The organism is Flavobacterium sp. (assembly GCF_050696275.1).
In the GTDB taxonomy this organism is placed as follows: Bacteria; Bacteroidota; Bacteroidia; order Flavobacteriales; family Flavobacteriaceae; genus Flavobacterium.
The window spans coordinates 19,965-42,275 of sequence record NZ_JBOGUT010000030.1 but is presented as its reverse complement, the minus strand read 5'-3'; the positions used below and the strand labels follow the sequence as shown (position 1 = coordinate 42,275).

The window sequence follows — 22,311 nt, the reverse complement described above, 5'->3', positions numbered from 1 at the left end:
ATTTGGCATTTGAAACTGAATACCATATCTCCAATGAAATTTAACCAACGTCATAAGTCGATTCTTATTGAAGTAATTTGCCTGCTTTACATTCTCTTGTTTGTATATGCTGCTATTAGCAAATTATTGGATTTTGAGAACTTTCGTGTACAACTCGGACAATCCCCTTTATTAAGTGCTTTTGCTGGTTTAATTGCCTGGATTGTACCTGTACTTGAATTATTTATTGCACTACTTATTCTTTTAAAAAGATGGAGGGGTATTGGTCTTTTTAGCGCTTTTAGCCTAATGGTTATGTTTACCACCTACATATATATTATTCTTAATTACAGTTCTTTTGTTCCCTGTTCCTGTGGAGGAATTCTTGAAAAACTGGGATGGAGGGAACATTTGTTTTTTAATGCAGCTTTCATAATTCTGGCAGCCGCGGGTATTTTGCTACTGGCCAGTAGGGTACCGAAACTACCTTGTATTTTAAAACCTATTGTGCTTGCCAGCGCTTTTCCACTGGCTGCCTTTCTTAGTATTGGTATTGTTGTCCTTCTGTTTGTGCTATCAGAAGACATCATCCACCACCGAAATAATTTTGTTCGTAGGTTTCCTGGTAACGCTGTAAAAGTTAATGACATTGATTTGGAGTTCAGCTCTTACTATTTTGCAGGAGCTGCAAAAGACAGAATATATCTAGGCAATCATACTGCACCTTTGCTGGTAACGGTATTAGATACCGTATTGCACAAGAAAAAAGAATATAAGATCTCTACCAATCGGACAAATTTCCTATTTCAGTCGGTTCAGGTCAGAATTTCACCTCCGAATTTTTATCTTATTGACGGCTTTGTTCCTGTAATTTATAAAGGAAATGTAAATAATTGGAAAGCATATGTAAAATGGAATGGTTCTACTACTTTCTCCCATTACCAGCTCATGGATTCCCTCACATTGGCATTTCGTTCCAACAGTAATATAAACGGGGAAAGCATACTTGGGTCACTTCATTTTGGCAGTAAACCAAAAGTACTTTTCAATAAAAACCTGCTACAGAAACAAATCGATGGAATTTTTGATGTGGATGGGACATTGCATTATGATAAAGATACTCAAAAGCTGGTATATATTTATCTCTACCGAAATCAATTTATCATAGCTGATAGTTCCCTTAATCTTAGCTATCGTGGTAAGACCATAGATACCATAAGTAAAGCTCAGATAAAAGTAACTACAGTTTCAAGCCGGCAGGAAATGAAATTTTCAGCACCTCCTTTAATTGTCAATAAAACAAGTGCCGTTTGCAAAAAATTATTGTTTGTCAACTCAGCATTATTAGGAAAATATGAGCCTGTTGAAATGTGGAAAGACGCCAGTGTTATTGATATATACGACCTCAATACCAATTCCTATAAGGGTAGTTTTTATATCTATCACATTAAAAATGAAAAGCTAAAAAACTTCTTTGTTCTCGGTAACAATTTTTATGGATTTATTGGACCCTACTTAGTTCATTATAAATTAAGCAAGAGACTAATAAACTCGTATTAAAATATAAGTCAAAAATAAAACGCCATCATGAAAATATACTGCAGTGTCAGGGGCAAGATCGAAAACCTGTAAAAGAGTAGATCGCTAACATTTAAATTTATAAATCATGAAAACAAATTTAACCAAACAGGTTTTACCTGTTGTGGTATTTGCACTTGCTACAGTTGGTGCATTTACAACCCATGCCATGAATGAACGTTCTAAAACAGCAGCGCCAATTCGAGGGTATATCAAATTGAACCCAGAAGCAACCTCTTGTGAAGAGCATGATATGTGTTCAACAACCAATAATGGAACCATCTGTAGAGTTGGGTTAGTGCCAAGTGGCGCGCAATTATTTGGTAAAAATTCAGCTAATGAATGTAAGGTTCCGGTTTACAAACCTTGATTTCATTTTGCTTGAAATTGCAATGCAGTTCCATTTGGAACTGCATTGTTTTTTATTAACGGTCTTAACTTTTTTAAAGTCATTTTGGTTTTTTCACTCTTTTTAAGTAATAATCAAACCACTGCTCAATTCTTTCAGTTAAGTCTCGTTGGTTTTTCTCTTCCATTAGCACATGATTTTCACCGGGATAAATCAGCATGGTATTTACTTTACCAAGACGTCTTAGCGCTAAATGAAATTCAATACTCTGATAATAATGCACGTGATAATCCTGCTCACCAGCCCACGACAACAGAGGCGTGTGAACTTTCTCTGCATGATATATGGGAGAATTTTGCAGATACTCAGTATAATTTTCATAAAGCGATTTACCCATTCTTAATTGTCCAAATTCATAGTGCCAAAAATTAGGCCTTTGCATATCCGATACATATAGATAACCGCTTACATAATCGGTAATGGCTGCGCCTGCCACTGCGGTTTTAAACATGTTAGTTTGTGTGATTATGTAATCCGTTTCATACCCTCCAAAAGAATGTCCGATAAGCCCAATCAGGCTACTGTCTACCGGTTCACAGGCAATGACTTTTCTGGTAGCGGAAACAACACAATCTACTGCCGAAGATCCTGGATTTCCAATTTCATATGCGATATCAGGTAAAAAAACAAAATACCCTTTGGAAGTAAAATTGGCAATATTAAATCCTGCCGGGTTATTCACTGATGGATTTACATAGTTATACAATTCCTTAGATTGCTTTTCATAAAGGTGTACAATCATCGGATATTTTTTATCTGCATCATAATTTGCAGGATAGTATAAAATGCCATTTAAAACGGTGCCTTTGGAGTTTGCGTAGGTTATCAGTTTGGAAGTCCCCCAATTGTATTTAAAATGTTGCGGGTTGCTTTGAAACAATACTCTCTCTTTTGCATTTCGATTTTCTTTAAATAATAACCTTGGTGGTGCATTAAAGTTTTCTTCAACATACACGTGAGCTTCATTCCTCTGTGAGGCTATAAATTGACTGGTATGCATTTTCTTATCCAATAATGGTTGTAAACCGTTTTTCTTATCCCAAAAACAATATCCCGTATGTTCGAGTGATTCGATCTTAGTTAGTAATCTGTCATTAGCCCCGATAAGCTCTTTACAAGTACCATCGTAATTCATTTTCATGGACTCATCCTTAGATCGAGAAACAATCCTATAGGTAGTTTGATTTTCTCGTCCATTTGTCAATCGAAAAGCAGTTGAACCGTCATTGGCAATGCTCCATATATCATACTTGTCATAAACAAAAAGTGTTTTATCCCCATCTGTCCATCCCGGATGACCATAAGGGCTTGCTTCTTCTGGCCAATCGGACTCATTATCTGAAAAAGAAACTCCGAGTTCTTTGGTGAGATTTCTGTGCAGTCCTGTTAAGATATCATAAACCCACCAATGCTTGTTTTTAAAATAAACCACATACTTTCCGGCCGGAGACACGGAAGTCCATTGAGAGTTTCCGGATTGATTCTCAAGCACTAATTTCCTTTTTCCAGTTGACAGTTCCGAAATATAAAAATCCAAATTGCCATCATAATTTGCCTGTGGTTCATACCGTTGTGGGTTAAAGAATAAAGCCTGTTTTTGGTCTCCGGTTAACATCAGGTGAGGGAATTCATTGTCTGTAATACATCTAAAGCGATTCTGCTCGGGCCACCATACAGCGACTTTGGGTATTTTATCCCAATTGTCAATTTGCACTTTCGAGGGGTAAATAAATGTATCTGACGTGTTCCAAATTTGAACCTGTGTTATATCAGATGGTGTGCTAATCTTCTGTAATCCAAAAAACACCCTTTGTCCATCTTGGGCAATCTGTAGATTGGCAAAAGATGAAGACATAATTTCCGTATCCGCTGGGAAATCCTCTTGAAAAGCTGGATTGAAAACGAATAATTTTTGCTCTGAAATCTTATAATAACCTATGCAAGTTCGCTTTGTTTTACGATCCACGGGTTGCTCTAAAAAAGCAATCGAATTTCCATTATCCTGCCAAGCAATATCAGAATAACCAGCAGTATCACTACTGCTGGTTATTGTGTTGATTCTCTTATCTCGTAAATCTATGATGGCAATTGTCGCTATATTTTCGGACTTTGCACTATATACTATTGAACCGCTTTTTGGATTGTACCAATAGTTGTCAATGTTATTTAAGAGGATTGTTTTGTTCGTTCTTAAATTTCTTATCAGCAATTGCTTTTTACCATCCTGCTTTTTTGTAAGAATGATTACTTCATCCTCTTTTAAATCGTATTTAATAATCCCTTCTAAGGTTTCTTGTTTGGAAGTAAGCAAATTCAGAATCTTCAATTCTGCTTTTGGATTCATTGCCAAAAACCAGCGATCTCCACTAAATGTTCCTTTACTTGCTTTGGGAAAACTGTAGGTCGGCGCTCCTTTAGTACTTTTAACAAACAAGGTGTCATTGCCATTTTCATAATACAGAGAAAAACTAATCCATTTTGCATTCTCAGAGAGCCTCTCAACCTTAAGGGAACTCCATAAATGGTAATCAATAGGAGTGAGTTGCTTTTTACTATTATTTTGTCCAAATCCAACAAATGAAGTCAAAAATAGGGTTGTCATTACAGTACACATCCGTACTCTATTGGGAAATAGAATAACCTTAATTACACTATATTTTGTGTTTTTACTTTTCATCTTAGTACCCTGGATTTTGAGGATTTAGATTGGGATTCAGTGTAAGTTCGGATTCAGGAAGTGGCAGTAATCTGTCTGTGGTATTCCAGCCTACTTTTACAGGTGATAGTAGATCATCTAAATGATTGGTTCTTTTTAGATCAAAAAAACGATGTCCCAGTTCGGTAAAGAGTTCGACTCTTCTCTCATGTGCTATGGCGCTGAGTATATCTTGCTGACTAACGGCAGTGGTTGCTCCAAGACCTGCGGTATTTCTGATTTTATTGAGGTCTTCTTTAGCCCCTATAAGGTCGCCTTGCTGCGCTCGGGCTTCACTACGGATCAGGTATTGCTCTGCCAAACGAAAGATTACAGAATATTCCAATGAACTGGAAGTATTTGATTTTTGTTTGTACTTATGGACATGATACCAAGTGTCAGTGCCATTGGTTGCTGATTGCACCCAATGGTCTTTACGCTGATCTCCGGGCTCAAATTCATGTATCAGTTGATCGCTTAAAGCAACCACTGGTGGAGGTCCTGATGTAAAGATGAATGTTTCTCCTTCCTGTGTGTTCTGCCCATCCGTGCGGGGCATAAATTGCCAGATGGTTGTGGTACTTTCTTTTAGAAATATAACATCGAGATTATCTTCCCATGTGTACAACCCGGTATTGTTTAGGCTATAAGAAGCGGCATTAGCGGATTCTGCCCACATGCCTTTATACAGATACACTCTTGCCAGTAAAGCCATCGCCACGGATTTATTAGGACGTACACGGTTACCGGAGATATAATCTTCAGGCAGTAATGAAGCTGAGAGTTCCAAATCACTAATGATATGGGAATACAGCTGTGCAGTAAGCATTTTATGTGCCACTTTATTTTGCTGATAATCTCTTGAGGTAATGTAAGGAACATCACCATAGAGATTCAGAAGATAAAAATGCAATAGTGATCTTACAAATAAAGCTTCTCCGGTTAGCTGTTTTTTATCCATAGCAGAAAGTGCTGTGGAAGCGTTTACGCCCTCAATTATGGCATTTGCAGCATAAATCTGGTTGTAACTGCTGTTCCACCAGTTAAAGACTTCAGCATTGGAAGCAAGCAGGCTGTTGTTGTAAAAATTTCGGGTTGTCCCCGATATATCTCCGTAATAAACCAGTTCATCTGCATAATTTCCCATTTGATTGGAAATCCCTGCAACGCTTCCGCTTAAAATGCCATCGTCGCGCATTTTAGCATAAATACTTACCATAGCCGCATTTGCAGTAGCCCTGTCCTGAAAAACAGCACTTGCTGTGAGTTGTGATGAAGGGAGATCCACCTCCACAAAATTATCGCAGGCATTGAATAATACCATGCAAAGTATCCATATGCCTAACAGCAACCGATTCTTTAATGTTCTGATTTTATATTGATTGCTACATCGCAAAAATGATTTATTTTCCATAATCTTCAGGTTTATAGGTTAAAAAGTAAGCTGTATTCCAGTGGTCACTACTCTAAGTGGTGGAAGACTGGTCGTAAATCTGGACTCTGGGTCAGCACCTTTATAAGAGGTAATAGTCAAAAGGTTTTGTCCCTGAAGTAACAATCGGCACTTTATCCCTTTAAGCCATATTTCTGGTACAGTATAAGACAAAGACAGATTCTTGAGCCTTATGTAAGAGGCATCCGTTATCATAGCATCACTGGCATAAAACTTGTAAAAGGCGTCCAAAGCTTCACTGTTTACCCCTGTGGTATATTGCTGATGGGACGAACTATCTCCGGGATTCTGCCAGTGGTTTAGTACCGATACAGGCTGATTGGTCATGCTGCCGGGTAATCCTGTACCGTACGATCCGCTATAATTGAGCTGATTGACAAACTGAAAAAGAAAGTCCAGTTGCCAGTTTTTATAGGTAATGGTATTTTGAAATCCGCCAAAGTATTTTGGATTTAAATCCCGGACGGACTGCTTATCTTCAGCCGATGTGATTAAGCCGTCATTATTGAAATCCTCAAATTGATAGATTCCTGTAATGGGATTTATTCCGGTATAATGATATACTTTTTTAATGTTTAAGGGCTGACCTATGACAAACTGATTCTCATAGGTGGATCCTTTCAGATTGGGAAAAGACAGTAATTTGTTGCGGGTGATTGTCAAATTAAAACTGCTTGTCCAGTTAAAGGATTCTTTTTGAAAATTGACGGTTCTAAGAGTCAGTTCAAGTCCTCTGTTCTGAACAGTGGCATCTAAATTTGCCTGTATCGAATTGAATCCGGTTGTAGCAGGAAGAGGAATACCGACTAGTTGGTTTGAAGAGCGGTTGTTATACCATCCTGCTGTTATAAAAATGCGGTCTTTGAAAAAACCGGCTTCCAATGCCAATTCGAGTTTTTTATTGGTTTCCCAACCAAAATTGGGATTAAACAAACGGGTTGGTTCCAAACCATTAATACCGCCATAATTGTTCCCTGATGAGCCGTAGGTGTCCAAAAATTGGTAATCACCAATCTGATCATTTCCGGTAGTACCATAACTGGCTCGTAGTTTTCCGAAACTTAAGAAATCAAAATTCTCCTTTACGAATCTTTCATTTGAAAACAGCCATGCACTTCCAATAGCTCCAAAGGTAGCAAACTGTCTGCCGGGACCAAATCTGCTCGAACCGTCCCTGCGTCCGGTAAGGTTTAAAATATATTTGTCATCCCATGTGAAATTAACCCTTCCGAAAAAGGCCTGATATTTATAAACGGACTCACTATCTACCAAATCAAATACATGAAAGGCAGAAGAAAGATTATAAATTAGACTGTTGCTGCTAAACCCATTGGCTTCCTGTACCAACTGGTTTGAAGTTTGTTGCTGAAAAGTTCCTCCTAAGAGTATTTCGGTTTTTCCATTTCCAATTTTTTTAGACCATGAGATTTGAGGTTCTATAATCCATGATTTTCTGGTGGTGTTATTGACATAGATGGAGGAGTATTCACTGCCCAACCCATAAGCGGGATCGTACATGGTGGAGGGCTGTGTACGGCTATCGTCAAAACGAGTATCGGTAAAGCCAAAGCTTGCTTTGGCAACTAAACTTGGCAGGATATTGTAAGATATTAGGCTATTAGCAAAAAGATCATTGGATTTGGAAGTATATTTTCCTTCGAAATTACTCATGGGGTTATTCCAAGTACTGTTTTCCCAGTTTAAATTTCCTTGACTATCATACAATGCCGGAGCGTTGGGAGGTAGAAGAATGATTTGTTGGGTAATGTCAATTCCGGGTTGGTTGTTTTCCTGTGCGGTATAACCCATAGAAAAATTAATACGGAACTTTTTATTTTCGGATTCATGGTTCAGATTCGCATGCAGATTTCCTTTGCGGTAATTGTAGTTGCCGGGGAAAACAGTGGTTTCTTTATGAAAATTACTGTTGATTAGGAATTGTGTTGTAGAAGAGCCTCCGGAAATTGATGCCTGCACATCATTCATTTCTGAAGTTCCTCCAATGAATACTTTTTGCCAATCCGTATAACGGTTTGGATCCCATGTACCATTAATATCATAATCGGTTGGTCCATAAGGAATGCCATCATTGGCAAATGCTTCTTTTCGCATTTGCAGGTATTGCTGGGTATTCATCAGTTCCATCATACGGGTTACTTTTCCCAGTCCACCCGATACATTTGCGGTAAACCTTGTTTTGCCTTCTTTGCCTTTCTTAGTGGTTATAAGCACCACTCCGTTGGCTCCTCGTGAGCCGTAAATAGCTGTTGCATCAGCATCTTTAAGAACTTCAATACTTTCTATGTCTGCGGGATTGATACTGTTTAAAGGACTCGTTGGACCGGGCAGGACTATTCCTGTCAGGTCAGAGCCAACTGCATCCGAGGAATAAGGAACACCATCGATAATATACAACGGTCTGTTACCATCAGAACGCAGACTGTTCTGTCCCCTGATTTGGATATCGAAACCGCCTCCTGAGACACCTGTGTTTTGAATAATATTAACACCTGCCATTCTCCCTTGCATAGCGGCAAGGACATTGGTGACAGGCTGTTTTTCGATATCTTTTGAGCTGATTTTTGAAATGCTTCCGGTTCGCTGGCTATTCTTTACAGAGTAATAACCGGCATTGATTTTGACTTCTTGCAGAGAAGTAGCATCCTCGCGCATCTGAACATTGATTGTTTTGCGATCTGCTACTAGAATAGTTACTGTTTTAAAGCCTAAATAAGAGAAAATGAGTACGTCCTCTGCAGATGCTTCTATGCTGAATTTACCATCATAATAAGATGACACAGCTATTGGTTTTCCTTTGACAGAGATACTGACTCCTACAAGTGGTTTTGTACCATCGGTCACTGTGCCAGAAACCTGGAATTGTTGTTGATAGATTGAAAGCCGCAAGGGGTTGCGTGCTAAGGCTGGGGTACAAAATAGATAGAATCCGAAAATAAACGGATACCAAAATCCCGCCAGCCCTTTATTTAATGAAATGTTTTTCATAATATTGGGTTAGTTAAATGAAACAATGTTTTATTTGCTGTGGCTCTCTATGCTAGTTTGGCGACCGGTAATAGAGGGCCTTTTTATTTGGTTCTGTTGGAAGCTGACAAAAACCTCTGTAGATTCTGCCTATATCAAAGTCTTCAAGTTTTACAACAATTAATTCAAAGTGTAAATACAATACAGATATTCAAAATGGCAGTACTCTTTTTTTAATTCATAGGCATTTCTTTTGATTAGACAATGGCTAATGCGAGACTAGTAAATAGTGAAGGATGCTAAGAATTTAGCTGAGTAATGTTAAGACCAAAAAAAAGGCGTGGAACTCAGCTTATTGTTTCAGAGGCATTGGCATACCCAACCACGAATAAGTGAGCCCACGCCCATAGGGTCGTGAGCATCGTACTTATCATCTCGTGGTTTTAAAAACGCCAATTTTCTGAAACGAGATTCAAAGCGAATGCTTCAATATTGTTTTGAAGAATCGCAAATATATTAATTCATTTTTAATTGAATTGTTACAAATATATGTAAAAAATTATTTATGGTGATATATCACCATAAATAATTTTAATAAAAGTCAAATATTGTTCTTTCAAAATATAGTGATATGGCAAAGGAAGAACGATTGAAAGCTTATAAGAAAGCCTTTGGCGAAAATTTAAAAAAAATTAGAGCTGAGAGAATTAAAACTCTTAGCGGTGTGGATAGTACAACTAAGTTTGATTCTAGTAATTATCATAAATATGAAATTGGAACTGGAAATCCAACTCTTGAAACTTTGGTAAGTATTGCAACAGGATTAGGTATACATCCTAAAGATTTGTTAGATTTTGATTTCGATTTAAAAAAAATAGATATTCATAAATAAGATGTTTTAAAACATCTTTTGTTCTTTGAATCGTTAAAGAAAATACATTAACATCATAATAAAATATGCAAAAATCAACTAAAGATAGTGGTGCGGTTCAGGCTATAACTAATCTTGCTAGAAGCAAGAATTCAGAAATTGGAAGTTATGTTTCGCATTATGATAATTTTGGAAGTTATAGAGTACAAGTTAGTAATGGCGGGTTAACTATATCGAAAGAAAAAGTTCAGGATTATAATGCAACTGGTAAACTTACTGATATACAAATTCAAGAAGTAGCGAATAGCTTTGTAAAAATGAAATAATTTCAAAAAAACAAATTGGGTTCACAGAAAAGTATTTAATTTTAAATGATTAAAAAGGTAAAATAAGATGACGGAAGAATTGATTAATATTGATTTGTATAAGGAGATTTACAATGAAGAACTTAAAACAAAGAACAGTATTGATTCTCAAATGATTCTACCAACGAATTTAATAGTTTTATTAATTGGAGTTGGCCTATTTATGTTTAAAAATCAATACTTTAAGAGTCCCCAGAATGGGAATCTATATATCATCATTGCAATCGGTTTGCTTTTTTCTCTATTTGCCGGCACATTAAGTCTTTCCATTATGTATTTAATGAAAGCCTACCTCAATGGATTTTATAAATATCACTATTTACCAGCTTCTTTAGAATTAAAAGAAAAAGAAAATCAGCTAAAAAAGGATTATAAAATTCTTAAAAAGAAAGGGTTAAAGAGTATTAAACTTGCACTCGAAAACCATATGTTAATCTACTATATTGACAGCTCTTCAAATAATAGGTACGTAAATGATGAAAGATTGAAGGCTTTTTATTTATCAAAATTATCATTATCTATATCAATAATTTTAATAGCAATTATTGGTTTCTTAATGATTCAAAAATAAATTCTTTTAAATCTAGTGCTATAATTTTCCTTATATAGTGCAAATATATAGGTAGTTTTTTCTTTTGTTATTTTTTATGCCACAATTCATTTGGATTATTAAGACCAAAAACGGTTTCACTAATAACTTTTCCATTTTTCTCAATTTCAAAATAATCCATGTTTTTTGCAAGATTAAGTGCAATTTGTGAATTAACGATTTTATGTGGATTCATTTCATAAAGAATTAAAAGGGTGACATATTGGGGTTCAAATTTTTTTGCAAAGACCTTTATAAATTCATGTGAATCGAACTTATCATTTGGCAATTTTTTAATAATACATTTTATAGCGTTCAAATTCGTATTCATAAAGTCGTTAGTTTTCATAATTGATTAATTTTTATAATTAAACATAATGTATAATACGATAAAAATATTTGACCTAAAAAACGATAAAAATTAACCGGATTTAATATACAAAAAGACATAATTTTTAGGACAATGCAAAATTCAAAAAGAAAATAATCTACATGCTGATGGAAGAGTAAGTTTTGGCGTCAATTCAAAAATATGATATAATTTCTAATTAAAACTACTAAGAATGGTTTTGATGAAATAATTTGTTCACTTTTAGTTAGCCGGAAAACAGGATATTGAATTTTTATTATCTTTAGAAATAAATAGTAAAATCTTGCTATTGTGAAACTATATTGTCAGCAATTTAAAAATTCAATAAGAATATAATATGGAGGAAAAGCGACCAATTGATAGAAAAAGAGATTCTGCCGGAACAGCAGAAATTGGAACTAAAGAAGATGGAGCTATTACTAGTACTATGAAAATTGGCGAGCGTCTTTTTTTTATAAAAGAAAGATCCATTTATGAATTTGTAATGGCAGATGATGTTGATCCTAACAGAACAAATATTGATTTACCTAACAATATGCATAAGTTAATTGCAACTCAAGGTTCGGATTCAGAAATAATAGGGAGAACCATTTTGACTGCGAAAAGATTGTTTCAAAAAGAACTTTTCCCCGCAGAGCTAAATATTAATCATGCACTAGAGCTTACCTTAGAACTTGTGCAAGAATTAATTGTATTTGATGATGAGGTAAAAAGTTATTTAGAACAAGAGACAAAGGTAATTGATGAATACGAGGAGAGAAAAGGTGAAAAACTATCTTTTATAATTCCATCAATCAGTAATGTTCACACAAGATGTAAAACAATTTTCCAAAAAGCAGATCACATAAGCCAAATATTGATGGAGATTATAATAATATTTAATCCAGGAACAAGTTTGAATAAACAATCACAGTTTATAAACCTGCATGAAATATTTAAAACTAAATATGTTGAAAATGACTCATTTACAAAATTTATTGAAGACACTTTAGAATTTTTTGAAATTATTAGAGGCTTGAGAAATTGTTTAGACCATCGATTGAAAAATGTCGATGTAAAAGATTTTGAAATTCAGGTGAATTCAAATATAATCTCGCCAACAATTGAAATGGATTACAGGAAAGCGAAACTAGAACGAGAAGCATTATCTTCTTTCTTACCCATGGTTAAAGAAAATCTTATGACAATATTTGAAAATACTATTGCATATTTGGCTGATAGAGGCGTTTTAAAACAAAGAATTGTATCAGGTCAGGTAAGATTAGTTCCAGAAGAAATGAGAATAAATAAATTTATTAAATTTAGTTATTGGTTACCTCTAGGAGAAGGAGGTTTTTACGACCAAAAATAGATAGACTGATTATATCAACATTTGAAACTTGATAATATGCACAAAATCAACATTAAATTCAGAATTACGCTTATAAAAGACTGGTTCGGACGTTCATGTTTTTATCTACAATGTCTATATCGAACTAAGATACAAAGAAAGAAATCATTTTATCTTCCTATCCATCCCGGAGAATTACCAATAAGAGTTTTAAAAGGACATTTTGAGCTTTGGTTGAAAACTGTTAATCCAGTATTTTTTTCGGCATTGATAAATCAAATGCGAACAAACGGATTAAGTCAAAGTATAAATTATAATGATCAAAGAGTACCAATTGTTCAAAATAATATAGTTAACGCGGCAAAAATTACCTATCCAAATCGCCAAATTCACATTTATGATACTTTTAGTGCCTATTTATGGTGTATATGTTATTCAATGACTGTTTTGTTTGATGAAGTTGTTCAGAAGCCACATTTACGAGGAAATTACACTGGTGAAATTAATCCAAAAAATAAACAAGTTGATTCTGCATTAGGTCTTTTTGAATATGGAATGACATTGAGAGATAGATATCGAGATTGGGATAGGGGTTTACCTAACCCTGAAGAATATAATTGTGAACATGCTTATTATATTGAAAAAACTAGCGGAATGTATCTGGCAGCATTATATTTTATTTTCTGCCATGAAGTTGGTCACAATGTATTTAATCATGTGACATATACACCCGCTACACCCGCCCAGTCTCTAGCAGATGAGCTTGCTGCAGATAACTATGCTATTGATCAAATATTACTTCCTGAAAATTCTCAACACCATAGAACCTTTAAATATGGAGCTGTGGCCGCAATGTGTTCATTACTTTTTCTGAGTCCAAATCTTTATCGTGGCGGTTATTATCCAAATGCCCATGAACGAGTAAATAATATTATTGACCGACTCAATTTAGATGCTCGAGATAATATTTGGGGAATGGCTTCTCTGGCATTCCGAATGTGGGGAAAACATTATAGTATTGAATTTCGAACTCCGGAAATTGTTGAAACATATATGGATCTTTTCAACCATATCCTCATTGAACTTCAAGGATTAGATAGACCAGGTCGATAAGTATTAATATTGATGTCAGATTAAAAAACTCAGAATGTTAATATAGTTAGTCAAATATAAGAAAGGCTGGATTTATTGAACTATTACAAAGGTAAAATCAATGGTTCCGAAACAATTGAATTAAGAGATGCAATTAAAAGATTTCATCAAGAAAATAATCTTCTGGCTAATGGAAGAGTTAGTTCTGCGACAATTCAAAAAATTGAGATAGTGTATATACAAAACAGTTTCTAGATTAAATTAGTAAGAGCAATTTTGCACAACACTTAAGTAACTTTCATTGTAATGTCATTAAGTGAAGTATATGAAAAGGTAACAATAGTGAAAAAAACGGATAAAATGCTTACTGCTCTTCAGAAATGTTTTAAAGCCAATTTTTAATTAAGACAATCATAAATTATCAGAATTAAATTTATCTTTCTCCAAATCACTAATAAAATTAATTAAATCATTTTCATCATAATTACGGGGGAATAGGTAATTATTTATTATCATTGAAGGAGTAGAGTTTATATTGTTTTTAAATATCCAAAAGGATTGAGCATCAATGACATCTGTGTTATCTTGCCTTTCTTCAGTAGGCTTATAAATCATACTTTTATCATCATTATACCACGCAAATAATAATTTTTTAAAAGCAACTGAACCAAAATCTATATACTCGCTTATTAAGTTTTGAATAATTTTTCTTGAGTTAATCAAATCATCATTTGAACTGAAAACAATTTGAAAACTCGCTCTTTCTTCATGTGAATTCATAAGCTCAAGCAACTTATTAAATAAAAGCTTACAGGGTGTGCAGAATAAACTCAGAACAATTATAATTTTTACATTTGAACTGGCATTTCCAATCTCTAAAACACCTTCCATTGGTAAATCTTCTATCTTTTTTGATTCTAAAAGGAATGATTTAAATATAGAATATTTATTCTTTGAATGATTGAGTTTTTGCAGTTCTATTTTTGAAGAAATATACTGTTTGAAAATATCTTTTGAATATTGAATTAATATGTAACTGGTAAAAAAAACAAAAAGATTCAGTAGAACGGTTTTAACTGAAAACCATTTTACTGTGGAAAAGCAGTATAGTAAAATAAATTCTGAAATGATAAGTGCAGATAGAATTAAACAAACCGTACAGAATTTTTTTAGAATAAACTTTTGATAACTGAACAGTAGGGCAATTATTGGCAGCATTGAAAAATAAACAATAAAATAAAGACTATAAAATTCTTCCATTTTTTCGAAAAAGACAAAAAATAAAATGGCAATGGACTGTGAAACAAATAAAGTTAGAGCTAAACTGGGAAGGCTAATTTTATTTAGAAACTTATATTTTTTAGAATTAATAACATTATGACAATTATTCTGAACTGAAGATGAGCAGAATAACTCAGAAATTTTATTTTTTAAACCAATTTCTTGAGAAACAGCTTGTAGGGAGAAAAAAAGACCTGTAAGAGAAATTAACGGGATCAACCATAAAAACGATATTTCTGTATTTTGGAATAGTAGATAGAAATAAGTAGCTAAAATTATTACTCCTACAAAAAAATTAGCTGTTTTTATTTCTTCTTTTTTTCCTTCAACCAATAAAATAATGCCTTGAAATAAATCATTAAACTCATTTGTTGAAACTTCTTTTATTAGCGAATCGGCTTTTTCTATGATAAAACTATCTTTCTTTCTTTTAATGAGCTGTAATGCATTGGAATTGCTTTCATCCTTAATTAAGCCAACAAAATATTTAGGTAGCTTTTTTATATTTTCAATTTTCCAACCGGTCGGAAGATTTTCAATGCCAAATAAGGATAATGTATCTGATATAGCCAATAACGAAGGATATTCTTTATGTGAGCAAAAATTATGGTAGAAATCCATTTCATCAATATAGATGTTTTCCTTTTTTAAATAACTAAATAGGAATGAAACGTCGTATCCCATAGATTACATCTTTAAATTTTCAAATCCATAATAAGTCAGTGCTTCCTCTTTCAGTGGATTTAAACTCCAATCTTCCCAGATATTATCGTAAGGATTGTATCCGCATTTTAAAGGCTTTGAGTGTTTATCTTTTGGATTTTCTAAGAATGCTCTACAATCAGTGCAAACATGTCTAAACTCACAGTCTTTGCAAGTTGTAATTTCATCTTTCTTTATATCCCAAAATTCAGTAAAACCATTTATTTCAATAGCATTCTGTAAAGTTATGTCCTGAATGTTTCCAAATTTTTTTTTCAGCGCTGGGCAGTTTTTTATATTCCCTGCCTCATCAATAGCTATTTTTTTATAAAGGCAGGAATTGTGATTCAACGATTCCAAAACTCGTTCTTTATTGACTTGATTGAAGTATTTCTCATTCACTACTCCACAAAATTTGAAGTTTCGGATTGCGTACTCTAGAAAATTGATATTGAAATTTGTTGGCGGAATTATTTTATCAGTAATGTCTTCAGATGAATGAAATAAGATCTCAGTTACTCTCTTATTGTAATTAATGACTTGAGGAAGAAATTCAAAAACTTCATCTGTGTATTTTAAAATAAATTGAATGGATTTAAAATCACTTTCTTCTGATTCTTTCAAAAGAAGTATCAAATCATTTAATAAAATCTTGTCGTAAGATATGAATTGAACATGGGTGCAATTAAAATCGTTTAGATTTTGAATTATTTTTTTTATATTCCCTAAGTTAATATGAGAAATTTCAATTATTGAATTTGTAATTAAAGAAGGAACTTCAAATGACCTATTCATGGCAGGGAAATTGTCAAATTCTTCGTAATTAGCAATAAAACCGAATTCTTTCTCCAAGAGGTAATCCACATACTCATTTATAATCTCTGAATTTTCGATTCCATAAAATTCAATAATTTCTCCAATACTCTTTTTTGAATTGAACAAGTCAATAATTTCATACATTGTATTTGGGATACTAAGAAAAGTTCTTCTTTGCAAATCTAATATCAAGCTCCTGTTATAGCCATTCACCGCAAAACAAGTAGAAAAGAAGACAAAATATTTATCAAAATTACTCATAGACTAAAATCTGGTTATTGGCTTATAAAAACTGTATATATCGTAATCTTCATCTTTGAATTTTTTTGAACTGACATAGAAATCTTTATCTACAGCTTTTTTGCAAATAGCATCATTAAAGTATAGAGGAAGTTTATCTTTATTAGCTTTCAGTTTTGTTTCTATTTTTTTGCTTTTCATTAGAGGTTTTCGGCTATGATTTTTTCAACATTATAATTACATGGATAAGAAGTCATGCCAAACTGGCCAAAAGGATTTAACTCCAAAAAGATAAACTGGTTGTCAGGAGTCACTATCATGTCTATTGAACCGCTGTCAAAATTTAGTTTTTTCATAAGCTGGCAAACTTTGGTCCCAATAGCTATTGGAAGATTATAGGGAATATTTCTATTAGGCTGATCATCGTTGTAGTTTCTGAAATCAATTGTCGTTTGATCATCTTTTTGAGAAAAAATAGCCATAGCGTAACATCTTCCCAGCAAGTAGAAGATTCTTAACTCATATTTTTTCTTTGTATATACCTGGGCTAGGGAAGGAGCAAACTTTTCAGAAACTATATTATCTAAATTGATTTTGGACGTATAGTTGTAAACCAAATGATCTTTGAAATTCAAAAAAGAACCGTCAGCAATAGTTTTTGTTATGAATTGTTCATCGTTGTTATCTATTACTTTTTTTAACTCAGTTTTATTGGAAAAAATATAACTCTTCGGGGTTAGAAAACCCAATTCTTCTGCTTGTGAATTAATTATTAATTTGTTTACTGATACATTTTTAATAGAATCAATGTGTTTTATCTGAAAGAGTTTGTAATGAATATATTGGATTAAAACACTTGCCTCTCTTTTGATTTGCTCATTAAATTCGTTAATTTCTGTCAGGTTTAATTTAATATTAAAAAAGCCTCTTCTATACCAAAAACTAGAGATTTCAGATAGTTTAAAACGAAAATCATCGGTAATAAATAAAAAATCTTCTCCAATGCATTCAATCTGGATTTTTTCTTCTCCATTAATCCTGACCCATTTTTTATTGAAAAAGTTAAGCCACTCAATTACTTGTGTGGTTGATGAATCTTTATTTTCTGATAAAATTAAAATCATACTTAAAAAACCCTATAAATATATATAGGGTTTAGTTTTGATTAGCTAAATTAAAAGTGACAATTTGCCGCAGTAGTTTCAGCTAAAACAGTTCCGTGTTCTATGCTATTATCAGCGTCTTGAAGTCTAGGATTGTCTTGCTTAGCATATCTAACGCAATCTCCCTTAGGACCTGCTGTGGTTGGTTCTAATCTGGAGGTTTCAGCAACCTTGCCATAAATTGTTCGTTGTTGTGAAGAAGTTAGTTCTAGTCCTTCTTCTTGGAATTCTTTCAATGATTTTAAATTTTTCATATCGATAATTTATTTAAAGTTACTTTTTCTTATAAAACTCAGGATTAAGGATGCTGTCTTTCCACTGTTCATATCTAAACGCTTTCAATCCTATTTCTTTTCTTAATTTATTTATGTTTTTGGGATATGTCACTTGTGATTGCTGTATCATACCATACATTGATTTGTCCTTTTCTAATAAGGTCCTGTCCACTATAATAGCATATTCTTCAGGAGATAATTTTCCTTGAACCATTAATTCATGTAACGAACTTAAATAATGCTTTTTGAAACTGTAGCTCTGATGCATGAAAATTATCATAAATTGCACAGGGTGATCTCCAAATGTTCCCATTTTACCAACAACCTGATAATTAGGATATCCATGTTTTTTAAAAATATCACGAATAATTTTTTGATGTTTATTAGTTACAGTCTTCATTCTATTTTCATCCAAAGGAAATGTTCTTGCATCATGATCTTCATTTGACATTTTTAATATCGTTTTTCGTAAAATAGTGTCAAATTGAGATATGTACATTTCCTTAAAGTGTTTTTTTTCCTCCTTCGTAAAAGGATTGTAAATGCTGATTATTTCAAAAATACTGTCACCTTGAGGATGGTTAAATCCAATAGTTCCAAATTTTATATATCCCTTTTGAATTTTATCTTTAAAATTATCTACATGGCCGGTTAAAGCGGAACAAGTTATATAAGTGGAATATTCATTTACATTTTCAAGTTGTAAAGGCTCATATATTTTGAATAAACTATCCAGAATCGTATAACTTTTTTCAAAATTATTGGTCAGAAACAAACTATCTGCTTCGTATACCTTCTGGTAATAGGGAATGTAATTAATCTCTTTTCTAGTTTTTGGATTGTCTATATCTATTTTAGATGTTTTACATGAGAGAAAAGAAAATGTAAATAGAAAAAGTACCAGTGAAAAAATACTTTTTTGCAACGTAGATTCATATCGATTCTGATTCATCTTTTAATTTTTTAGTTCTTATCAGAAAGGTTTGGAAAAACAGTATTAAATGCCCACATCTCATATCCTAATTTTGGTAATCCAATGGACTTTCTTATCGAATCAATTTTGTGAGGATTTAGGAGAGGATAATGAGTAATGTAACCATATAATGATTTGCCTTGTTCTTCTAAATAAATTTTATCCATAATCATTGCGTATTCATTCGGAAATATTTCTCCTTTTAAGAGCCCATCATGTAACATATCAACATATTTCCTCTTAAAACTGCTTTTTTGATGCACAAAAAGAATGGTAAAATCAACTGGAATTCCTTCAGGTGTGACTGCAGAAGAACTTAAACAGTGATAACCAGGATAACCATATCTTTTAATAATATCCTTAATTTCTTTTTTATGTTTTTTCTGAAGAATATTCATTTGATCCATATTCAATTCTGGTTGTCTTGCTGCTTGATCCTCGACATACATTGGTATTAATTTTTCATGTAATTCAGAATCGAATTTTTTTTTATAATCTTTATAAAGCTGAGATCTCTCTTCTTTTGAAACGCTAGTCAGTTCTGAAATCTTAGTATATATCACACTAGAGTTTGGATGTGAAAATCCAATTCCACCATATTCTAATATTGCTTTCCTGATATTGGCATCTAAATTGTCTGTTTTACCAATCATAGTAGAAGAAGCTATATAAATTCCAAATTCATTAAAATTTTGCATATTTACAGGTTCGAATTTTTGAAAGAGACTATCTAGAATTTCATAGCTTTTTTGGTAGTTGTCAGTAAGAAACAAGCTATCGGCTTCATACACTTTCAAGTAATAAGGAATGTAGTTATTCTCAACAGTTTCAGTGGCAGTAGTTTGTTTAGTTTTGCACGACGATACCACAACACACATTAATGTGATGGACTTAAGTAGTAAATTCTTAAGTGAATTTTTGAATGGTTGGTTTTGCATTTACTATAAAATTGAATGCAAATCAAATTAAAAAATCCTACAAACACAATCTTTTAAGTAAGTATAATCTTTCTTGTTTTAACTTTTAGTATTTATTATGGTTTTACCGCAATGGATGTTAAAATTATTTTCAATAAGGAGATAAATATTCAGTATTTATACTGAAGTATAAATACTGAATTCTGGATTTCAAATTCAAAAGTTGTTTTCCAATCTTCATTAAGTACAATAAATGCATTGAATTTTTTACCGGACTTAGATTTCATATCTTTAATGAGAGAAGTTTTTCCTTTAGTAATCAGGTTTTCTATCTCTTTTATACTCAACTGAACTCCGCAGATATTACGAAATTATACCCATTTACAAATATCATCAGGACATTTGACAAGTATATCTTTAATGATTAATCGCTTACTTCTACATTTAGGACAGTGAAGAACAAGTAAATTTTCAATTTCGATCATTCAGTATTATGCGGTGACGACTGATGATGTTTTCTCAATTTATACACTATAAATTCATAATTAAACACATATTTCATTGCTTTAAATTCTATTTAACTTTTAAATATGTAATCTTTCTAGAAACTTTTAGCGGTCATATTTTTCTATATAATGTTCGTTGACACCATTTCCATCTTGGTCATAATCATATTTATAACTAAAAGTATTATTGGTTAATTCGACAATTTCAACTGTTCTTGTTTCGCTTCCATTATTTATAGTGAGTGAATTATTATTTTTTGTGAAATTTCCGATCCAATCCAGATCTTCATCACATGCCCAAACATCAATGCTTTTAATTTTGTTTGTGTCGTAAAACTCAATATAATCTTTCCCGCAAGGTTCGTGGTCATCATAAGGAAATGTAATATTGTTTACTACAATTTCTTTGTGATACCATTTCCCAAAAATAGTACCTTCTTTTACTTCTGGCTTTGTGTCGTCTTTTGAGCAGGCAGTTATAAATAATAACAAAATTAATACGGCATATATTTTCATGAATTTTTAAGATTAAAATGTATATCCAATTCTAATATGTAAATCTAAAGCTACCTCTCCTTCATTTTTTTTGAAACCATACTGTTTTAAAAAAAAATGTCTATAACCAATTCCAACACCTAACTCATAATTAAAATTACTTTCAGCTATCTGTCTCCTTATTCCCCATTTCGGGATGATGGATATTTGATCAGCTACTTTTACGTTATCATAATTTGAAATTACAAACCAATCAGGATGATAGCTGATTGAAGTAGTAAGGAAATTGGAACTATTATATTTTGTATTCTTACCATTTGAGGCCCTTTTTTCAAGATTATAATACCATCGTGGTTCAATTGTAATAACCGGAGCAAAAACATATCCATTATTCTCATAAAAGTCACCACCGAAAACTCCGGCATCAAGCCCAATTTCAGTCCTTAGTGCTATCTCACTGGTTAATCTGAACTCATTATTGGCCCAAATCCCAAGAACACCTGTTTGTAAATTAAAAATTGATTTTTCAACACTTGCTTCATCTTGTGAAAATGTATTTTGAGTGAATGAAAATAGGATTAAAAAGTAAATAATTCTTTTCATAATCATTTAATTGATTTGGTATTAATATCATTAATTATTTTTCCATAACCTCCTATAATCAAACTATTGGCAGTTTTAGTAAAATGGACATCATGACTATCCTGAGGTAGGCTTATGGATCCAACTGCTTTTTGTGAATAGATGATGACTAATAGATTTAGATCATAAACCTCTATAACAATGGCACTTTGTTTCTTTTTACCCCCTGTATTAAGTTTATGAGGAGTAGTATCCAAACTACCAAATTCATCTTTTATAGTTGACGCTTTAATATTAATGAAGTAATCGAATCCCGTCCCTTTTTTTAAATTACTTAAATCATTTTTATTTGGATTAAGACCAATATTTTTGGGCAATAATAATCCCTTGGTTGAGTGGACATAACTCAATCGCTCATTTAAATTTAAAGAAAAATCTTTTATTGCCAATTCTGTTAATTTCTGTTTAACTTCATACGGAGCATCAACTTCATTCAATAGCCATTTTCCTTTTTTAAAATCCAAACCTGTTGTTTGTGTCTTATTCTCGAGTATATAGTTTGGTAAACTGCAACCGGTAAAAAGCAGGTATACGAGAAATGATATAATAATTCTTTTCATTATAAATAGTTTAAGCAAAGTATAT

The 22,311-nt window shown here is 32.8% G+C and carries 22 protein-coding genes; 8 read left to right on the top strand and 14 right to left on the bottom strand.

Features of this window, described 5'->3' with window-relative positions; all coding sequences use genetic code 11:
* Window positions 1-33: 33 nt before the first annotated feature.
* Window positions 34-1,539, top strand: coding sequence for a MauE/DoxX family redox-associated membrane protein (locus ACRDEC_RS13975; protein ID WP_431498973.1), 1,506 nt, complete (start codon window positions 34-36; stop codon window positions 1,537-1,539).
* Between the two features lie 106 nt (window positions 1,540-1,645).
* Window positions 1,646-1,927, top strand: coding sequence for a DUF6520 family protein (locus ACRDEC_RS13970; RefSeq protein ID WP_431498972.1), 282 nt, complete (start codon window positions 1,646-1,648; stop codon window positions 1,925-1,927).
* A gap of 79 nt (window positions 1,928-2,006) precedes the next feature.
* Here the strand turns inward: ACRDEC_RS13970 and ACRDEC_RS13965 are convergent, their stop codons facing one another.
* Genes ACRDEC_RS13965 through ACRDEC_RS13955 form a run of 3 tightly spaced genes read right to left on the bottom strand, consistent with a single transcriptional unit; the run spans window position 2,007 to window position 9,120 of the window.
* Entirely contained in the window at window positions 2,007-4,643 is a 2,637-nt protein-coding gene (locus ACRDEC_RS13965) for a S9 family peptidase (protein WP_431498971.1), read from the bottom strand.
* A gap of 1 nt (window position 4,644) precedes the next feature.
* Complete coding sequence (locus tag ACRDEC_RS13960) at window positions 4,645-6,075, bottom strand: RagB/SusD family nutrient uptake outer membrane protein (RefSeq protein ID WP_431498970.1); 1,431 nt, start codon at window positions 6,073-6,075, stop codon at window positions 4,645-4,647.
* A gap of 18 nt (window positions 6,076-6,093) precedes the next feature.
* Window positions 6,094-9,120, bottom strand: a complete 3,027-nt coding sequence (locus tag ACRDEC_RS13955) for a SusC/RagA family TonB-linked outer membrane protein (RefSeq protein WP_431498969.1) — start codon at window positions 9,118-9,120, stop codon at window positions 6,094-6,096.
* 610 nt (window positions 9,121-9,730) lie between these two features.
* Here ACRDEC_RS13955 and ACRDEC_RS13950 point away from each other — a divergent pair.
* The 3 genes from ACRDEC_RS13950 (at window position 9,731) to ACRDEC_RS13940 (ending at window position 10,906) form a co-directional block, all read left to right on the top strand.
* Window positions 9,731-9,991, top strand: coding sequence for a helix-turn-helix domain-containing protein (locus tag ACRDEC_RS13950; protein WP_431498968.1), 261 nt, complete (start codon window positions 9,731-9,733; stop codon window positions 9,989-9,991).
* Window positions 9,992-10,056: 65 nt separating this feature from the next.
* Window positions 10,057-10,296 (top strand): hypothetical protein, encoded by a 240-nt coding sequence (locus tag ACRDEC_RS13945; protein WP_431498967.1) that lies wholly within the window; start codon window positions 10,057-10,059, stop codon window positions 10,294-10,296.
* Between the two features lie 67 nt (window positions 10,297-10,363).
* Window positions 10,364-10,906: a hypothetical protein gene (locus tag ACRDEC_RS13940; protein WP_431498966.1), complete on the top strand. Its 543-nt coding sequence runs from the start codon at window positions 10,364-10,366 to the stop codon at window positions 10,904-10,906.
* A gap of 67 nt (window positions 10,907-10,973) precedes the next feature.
* Here the strand turns inward: ACRDEC_RS13940 and ACRDEC_RS13935 are convergent, their stop codons facing one another.
* A complete protein-coding gene (locus tag ACRDEC_RS13935) occupies window positions 10,974-11,273 on the bottom strand; it encodes a hypothetical protein (RefSeq protein ID WP_431498965.1) in 300 nt (99 codons plus the stop codon).
* 358 nt (window positions 11,274-11,631) lie between these two features.
* Here ACRDEC_RS13935 and ACRDEC_RS13930 point away from each other — a divergent pair, with 358 nt between their 5' ends.
* The 3 genes from ACRDEC_RS13930 (at window position 11,632) to ACRDEC_RS13920 (ending at window position 13,971) form a co-directional block, all read left to right on the top strand.
* Window positions 11,632-12,645, top strand: a complete 1,014-nt coding sequence (locus ACRDEC_RS13930) for a hypothetical protein (RefSeq protein WP_431498964.1) — start codon at window positions 11,632-11,634, stop codon at window positions 12,643-12,645.
* Between the two features lie 36 nt (window positions 12,646-12,681).
* Window positions 12,682-13,737 carry a phage exclusion protein Lit family protein gene (locus ACRDEC_RS13925; RefSeq protein WP_431498963.1) on the top strand — a complete coding sequence of 352 codons (1,056 nt, stop codon included), beginning with the start codon at window positions 12,682-12,684 and terminating at the stop codon, window positions 13,735-13,737.
* A 75-nt stretch (window positions 13,738-13,812) separates the two neighbouring features.
* Window positions 13,813-13,971 carry a peptidoglycan-binding domain-containing protein gene (locus tag ACRDEC_RS13920; protein ID WP_431498962.1) on the top strand — a complete coding sequence of 53 codons (159 nt, stop codon included), beginning with the start codon at window positions 13,813-13,815 and terminating at the stop codon, window positions 13,969-13,971.
* A 156-nt stretch (window positions 13,972-14,127) separates the two neighbouring features.
* Here ACRDEC_RS13920 and ACRDEC_RS13915 read toward each other — a convergent pair whose 3' ends face one another.
* From ACRDEC_RS13915 to ACRDEC_RS13870, 10 genes are all read right to left on the bottom strand, one after another.
* Window positions 14,128-15,681, bottom strand: coding sequence for a vitamin K epoxide reductase family protein (locus ACRDEC_RS13915; RefSeq protein WP_431498961.1), 1,554 nt, complete (start codon window positions 15,679-15,681; stop codon window positions 14,128-14,130).
* A gap of 3 nt (window positions 15,682-15,684) precedes the next feature.
* Window positions 15,685-16,776 carry a grasp-with-spasm system SPASM domain peptide maturase gene (gwsS, locus tag ACRDEC_RS13910; RefSeq protein WP_431498960.1) on the bottom strand — a complete coding sequence of 364 codons (1,092 nt, stop codon included), beginning with the start codon at window positions 16,774-16,776 and terminating at the stop codon, window positions 15,685-15,687.
* A 179-nt stretch (window positions 16,777-16,955) separates the two neighbouring features.
* Window positions 16,956-17,879, bottom strand: coding sequence for a grasp-with-spasm system ATP-grasp peptide maturase (gene gwsG, locus ACRDEC_RS13905; protein ID WP_431498959.1), 924 nt, complete (start codon window positions 17,877-17,879; stop codon window positions 16,956-16,958).
* 50 nt (window positions 17,880-17,929) lie between these two features.
* Entirely contained in the window at window positions 17,930-18,172 is a 243-nt protein-coding gene (locus ACRDEC_RS13900; protein WP_431498958.1) for a hypothetical protein, read from the bottom strand.
* Window positions 18,173-18,191: 19 nt separating this feature from the next.
* Window positions 18,192-19,145: a hypothetical protein gene (locus ACRDEC_RS13895; RefSeq protein WP_431498957.1), complete on the bottom strand. Its 954-nt coding sequence runs from the start codon at window positions 19,143-19,145 to the stop codon at window positions 18,192-18,194.
* A gap of 11 nt (window positions 19,146-19,156) precedes the next feature.
* Window positions 19,157-20,104: a hypothetical protein gene (locus tag ACRDEC_RS13890; RefSeq protein WP_431498956.1), complete on the bottom strand. Its 948-nt coding sequence runs from the start codon at window positions 20,102-20,104 to the stop codon at window positions 19,157-19,159.
* Window positions 20,105-20,253: 149 nt separating this feature from the next.
* The gene (locus tag ACRDEC_RS13885; RefSeq protein WP_431498979.1) at window positions 20,254-20,445 is read right to left on the bottom strand and encodes a topoisomerase C-terminal repeat-containing protein; all 192 of its coding nucleotides are present in this window, start codon (window positions 20,443-20,445) and stop codon (window positions 20,254-20,256) included.
* 249 nt (window positions 20,446-20,694) lie between these two features.
* On the bottom strand, window positions 20,695-21,105 hold the full coding sequence (locus ACRDEC_RS13880) for a lipocalin family protein (protein ID WP_431498955.1): 411 nt from the start codon (window positions 21,103-21,105) through the stop codon (window positions 20,695-20,697).
* Between the two features lie 12 nt (window positions 21,106-21,117).
* Window positions 21,118-21,687: a hypothetical protein gene (locus ACRDEC_RS13875; RefSeq protein ID WP_431498954.1), complete on the bottom strand. Its 570-nt coding sequence runs from the start codon at window positions 21,685-21,687 to the stop codon at window positions 21,118-21,120.
* Window positions 21,688-21,689: 2 nt separating this feature from the next.
* On the bottom strand, window positions 21,690-22,286 hold the full coding sequence (locus tag ACRDEC_RS13870; RefSeq protein ID WP_431498953.1) for a hypothetical protein: 597 nt from the start codon (window positions 22,284-22,286) through the stop codon (window positions 21,690-21,692).
* Window positions 22,287-22,311: the final 25 nt, after the last annotated feature.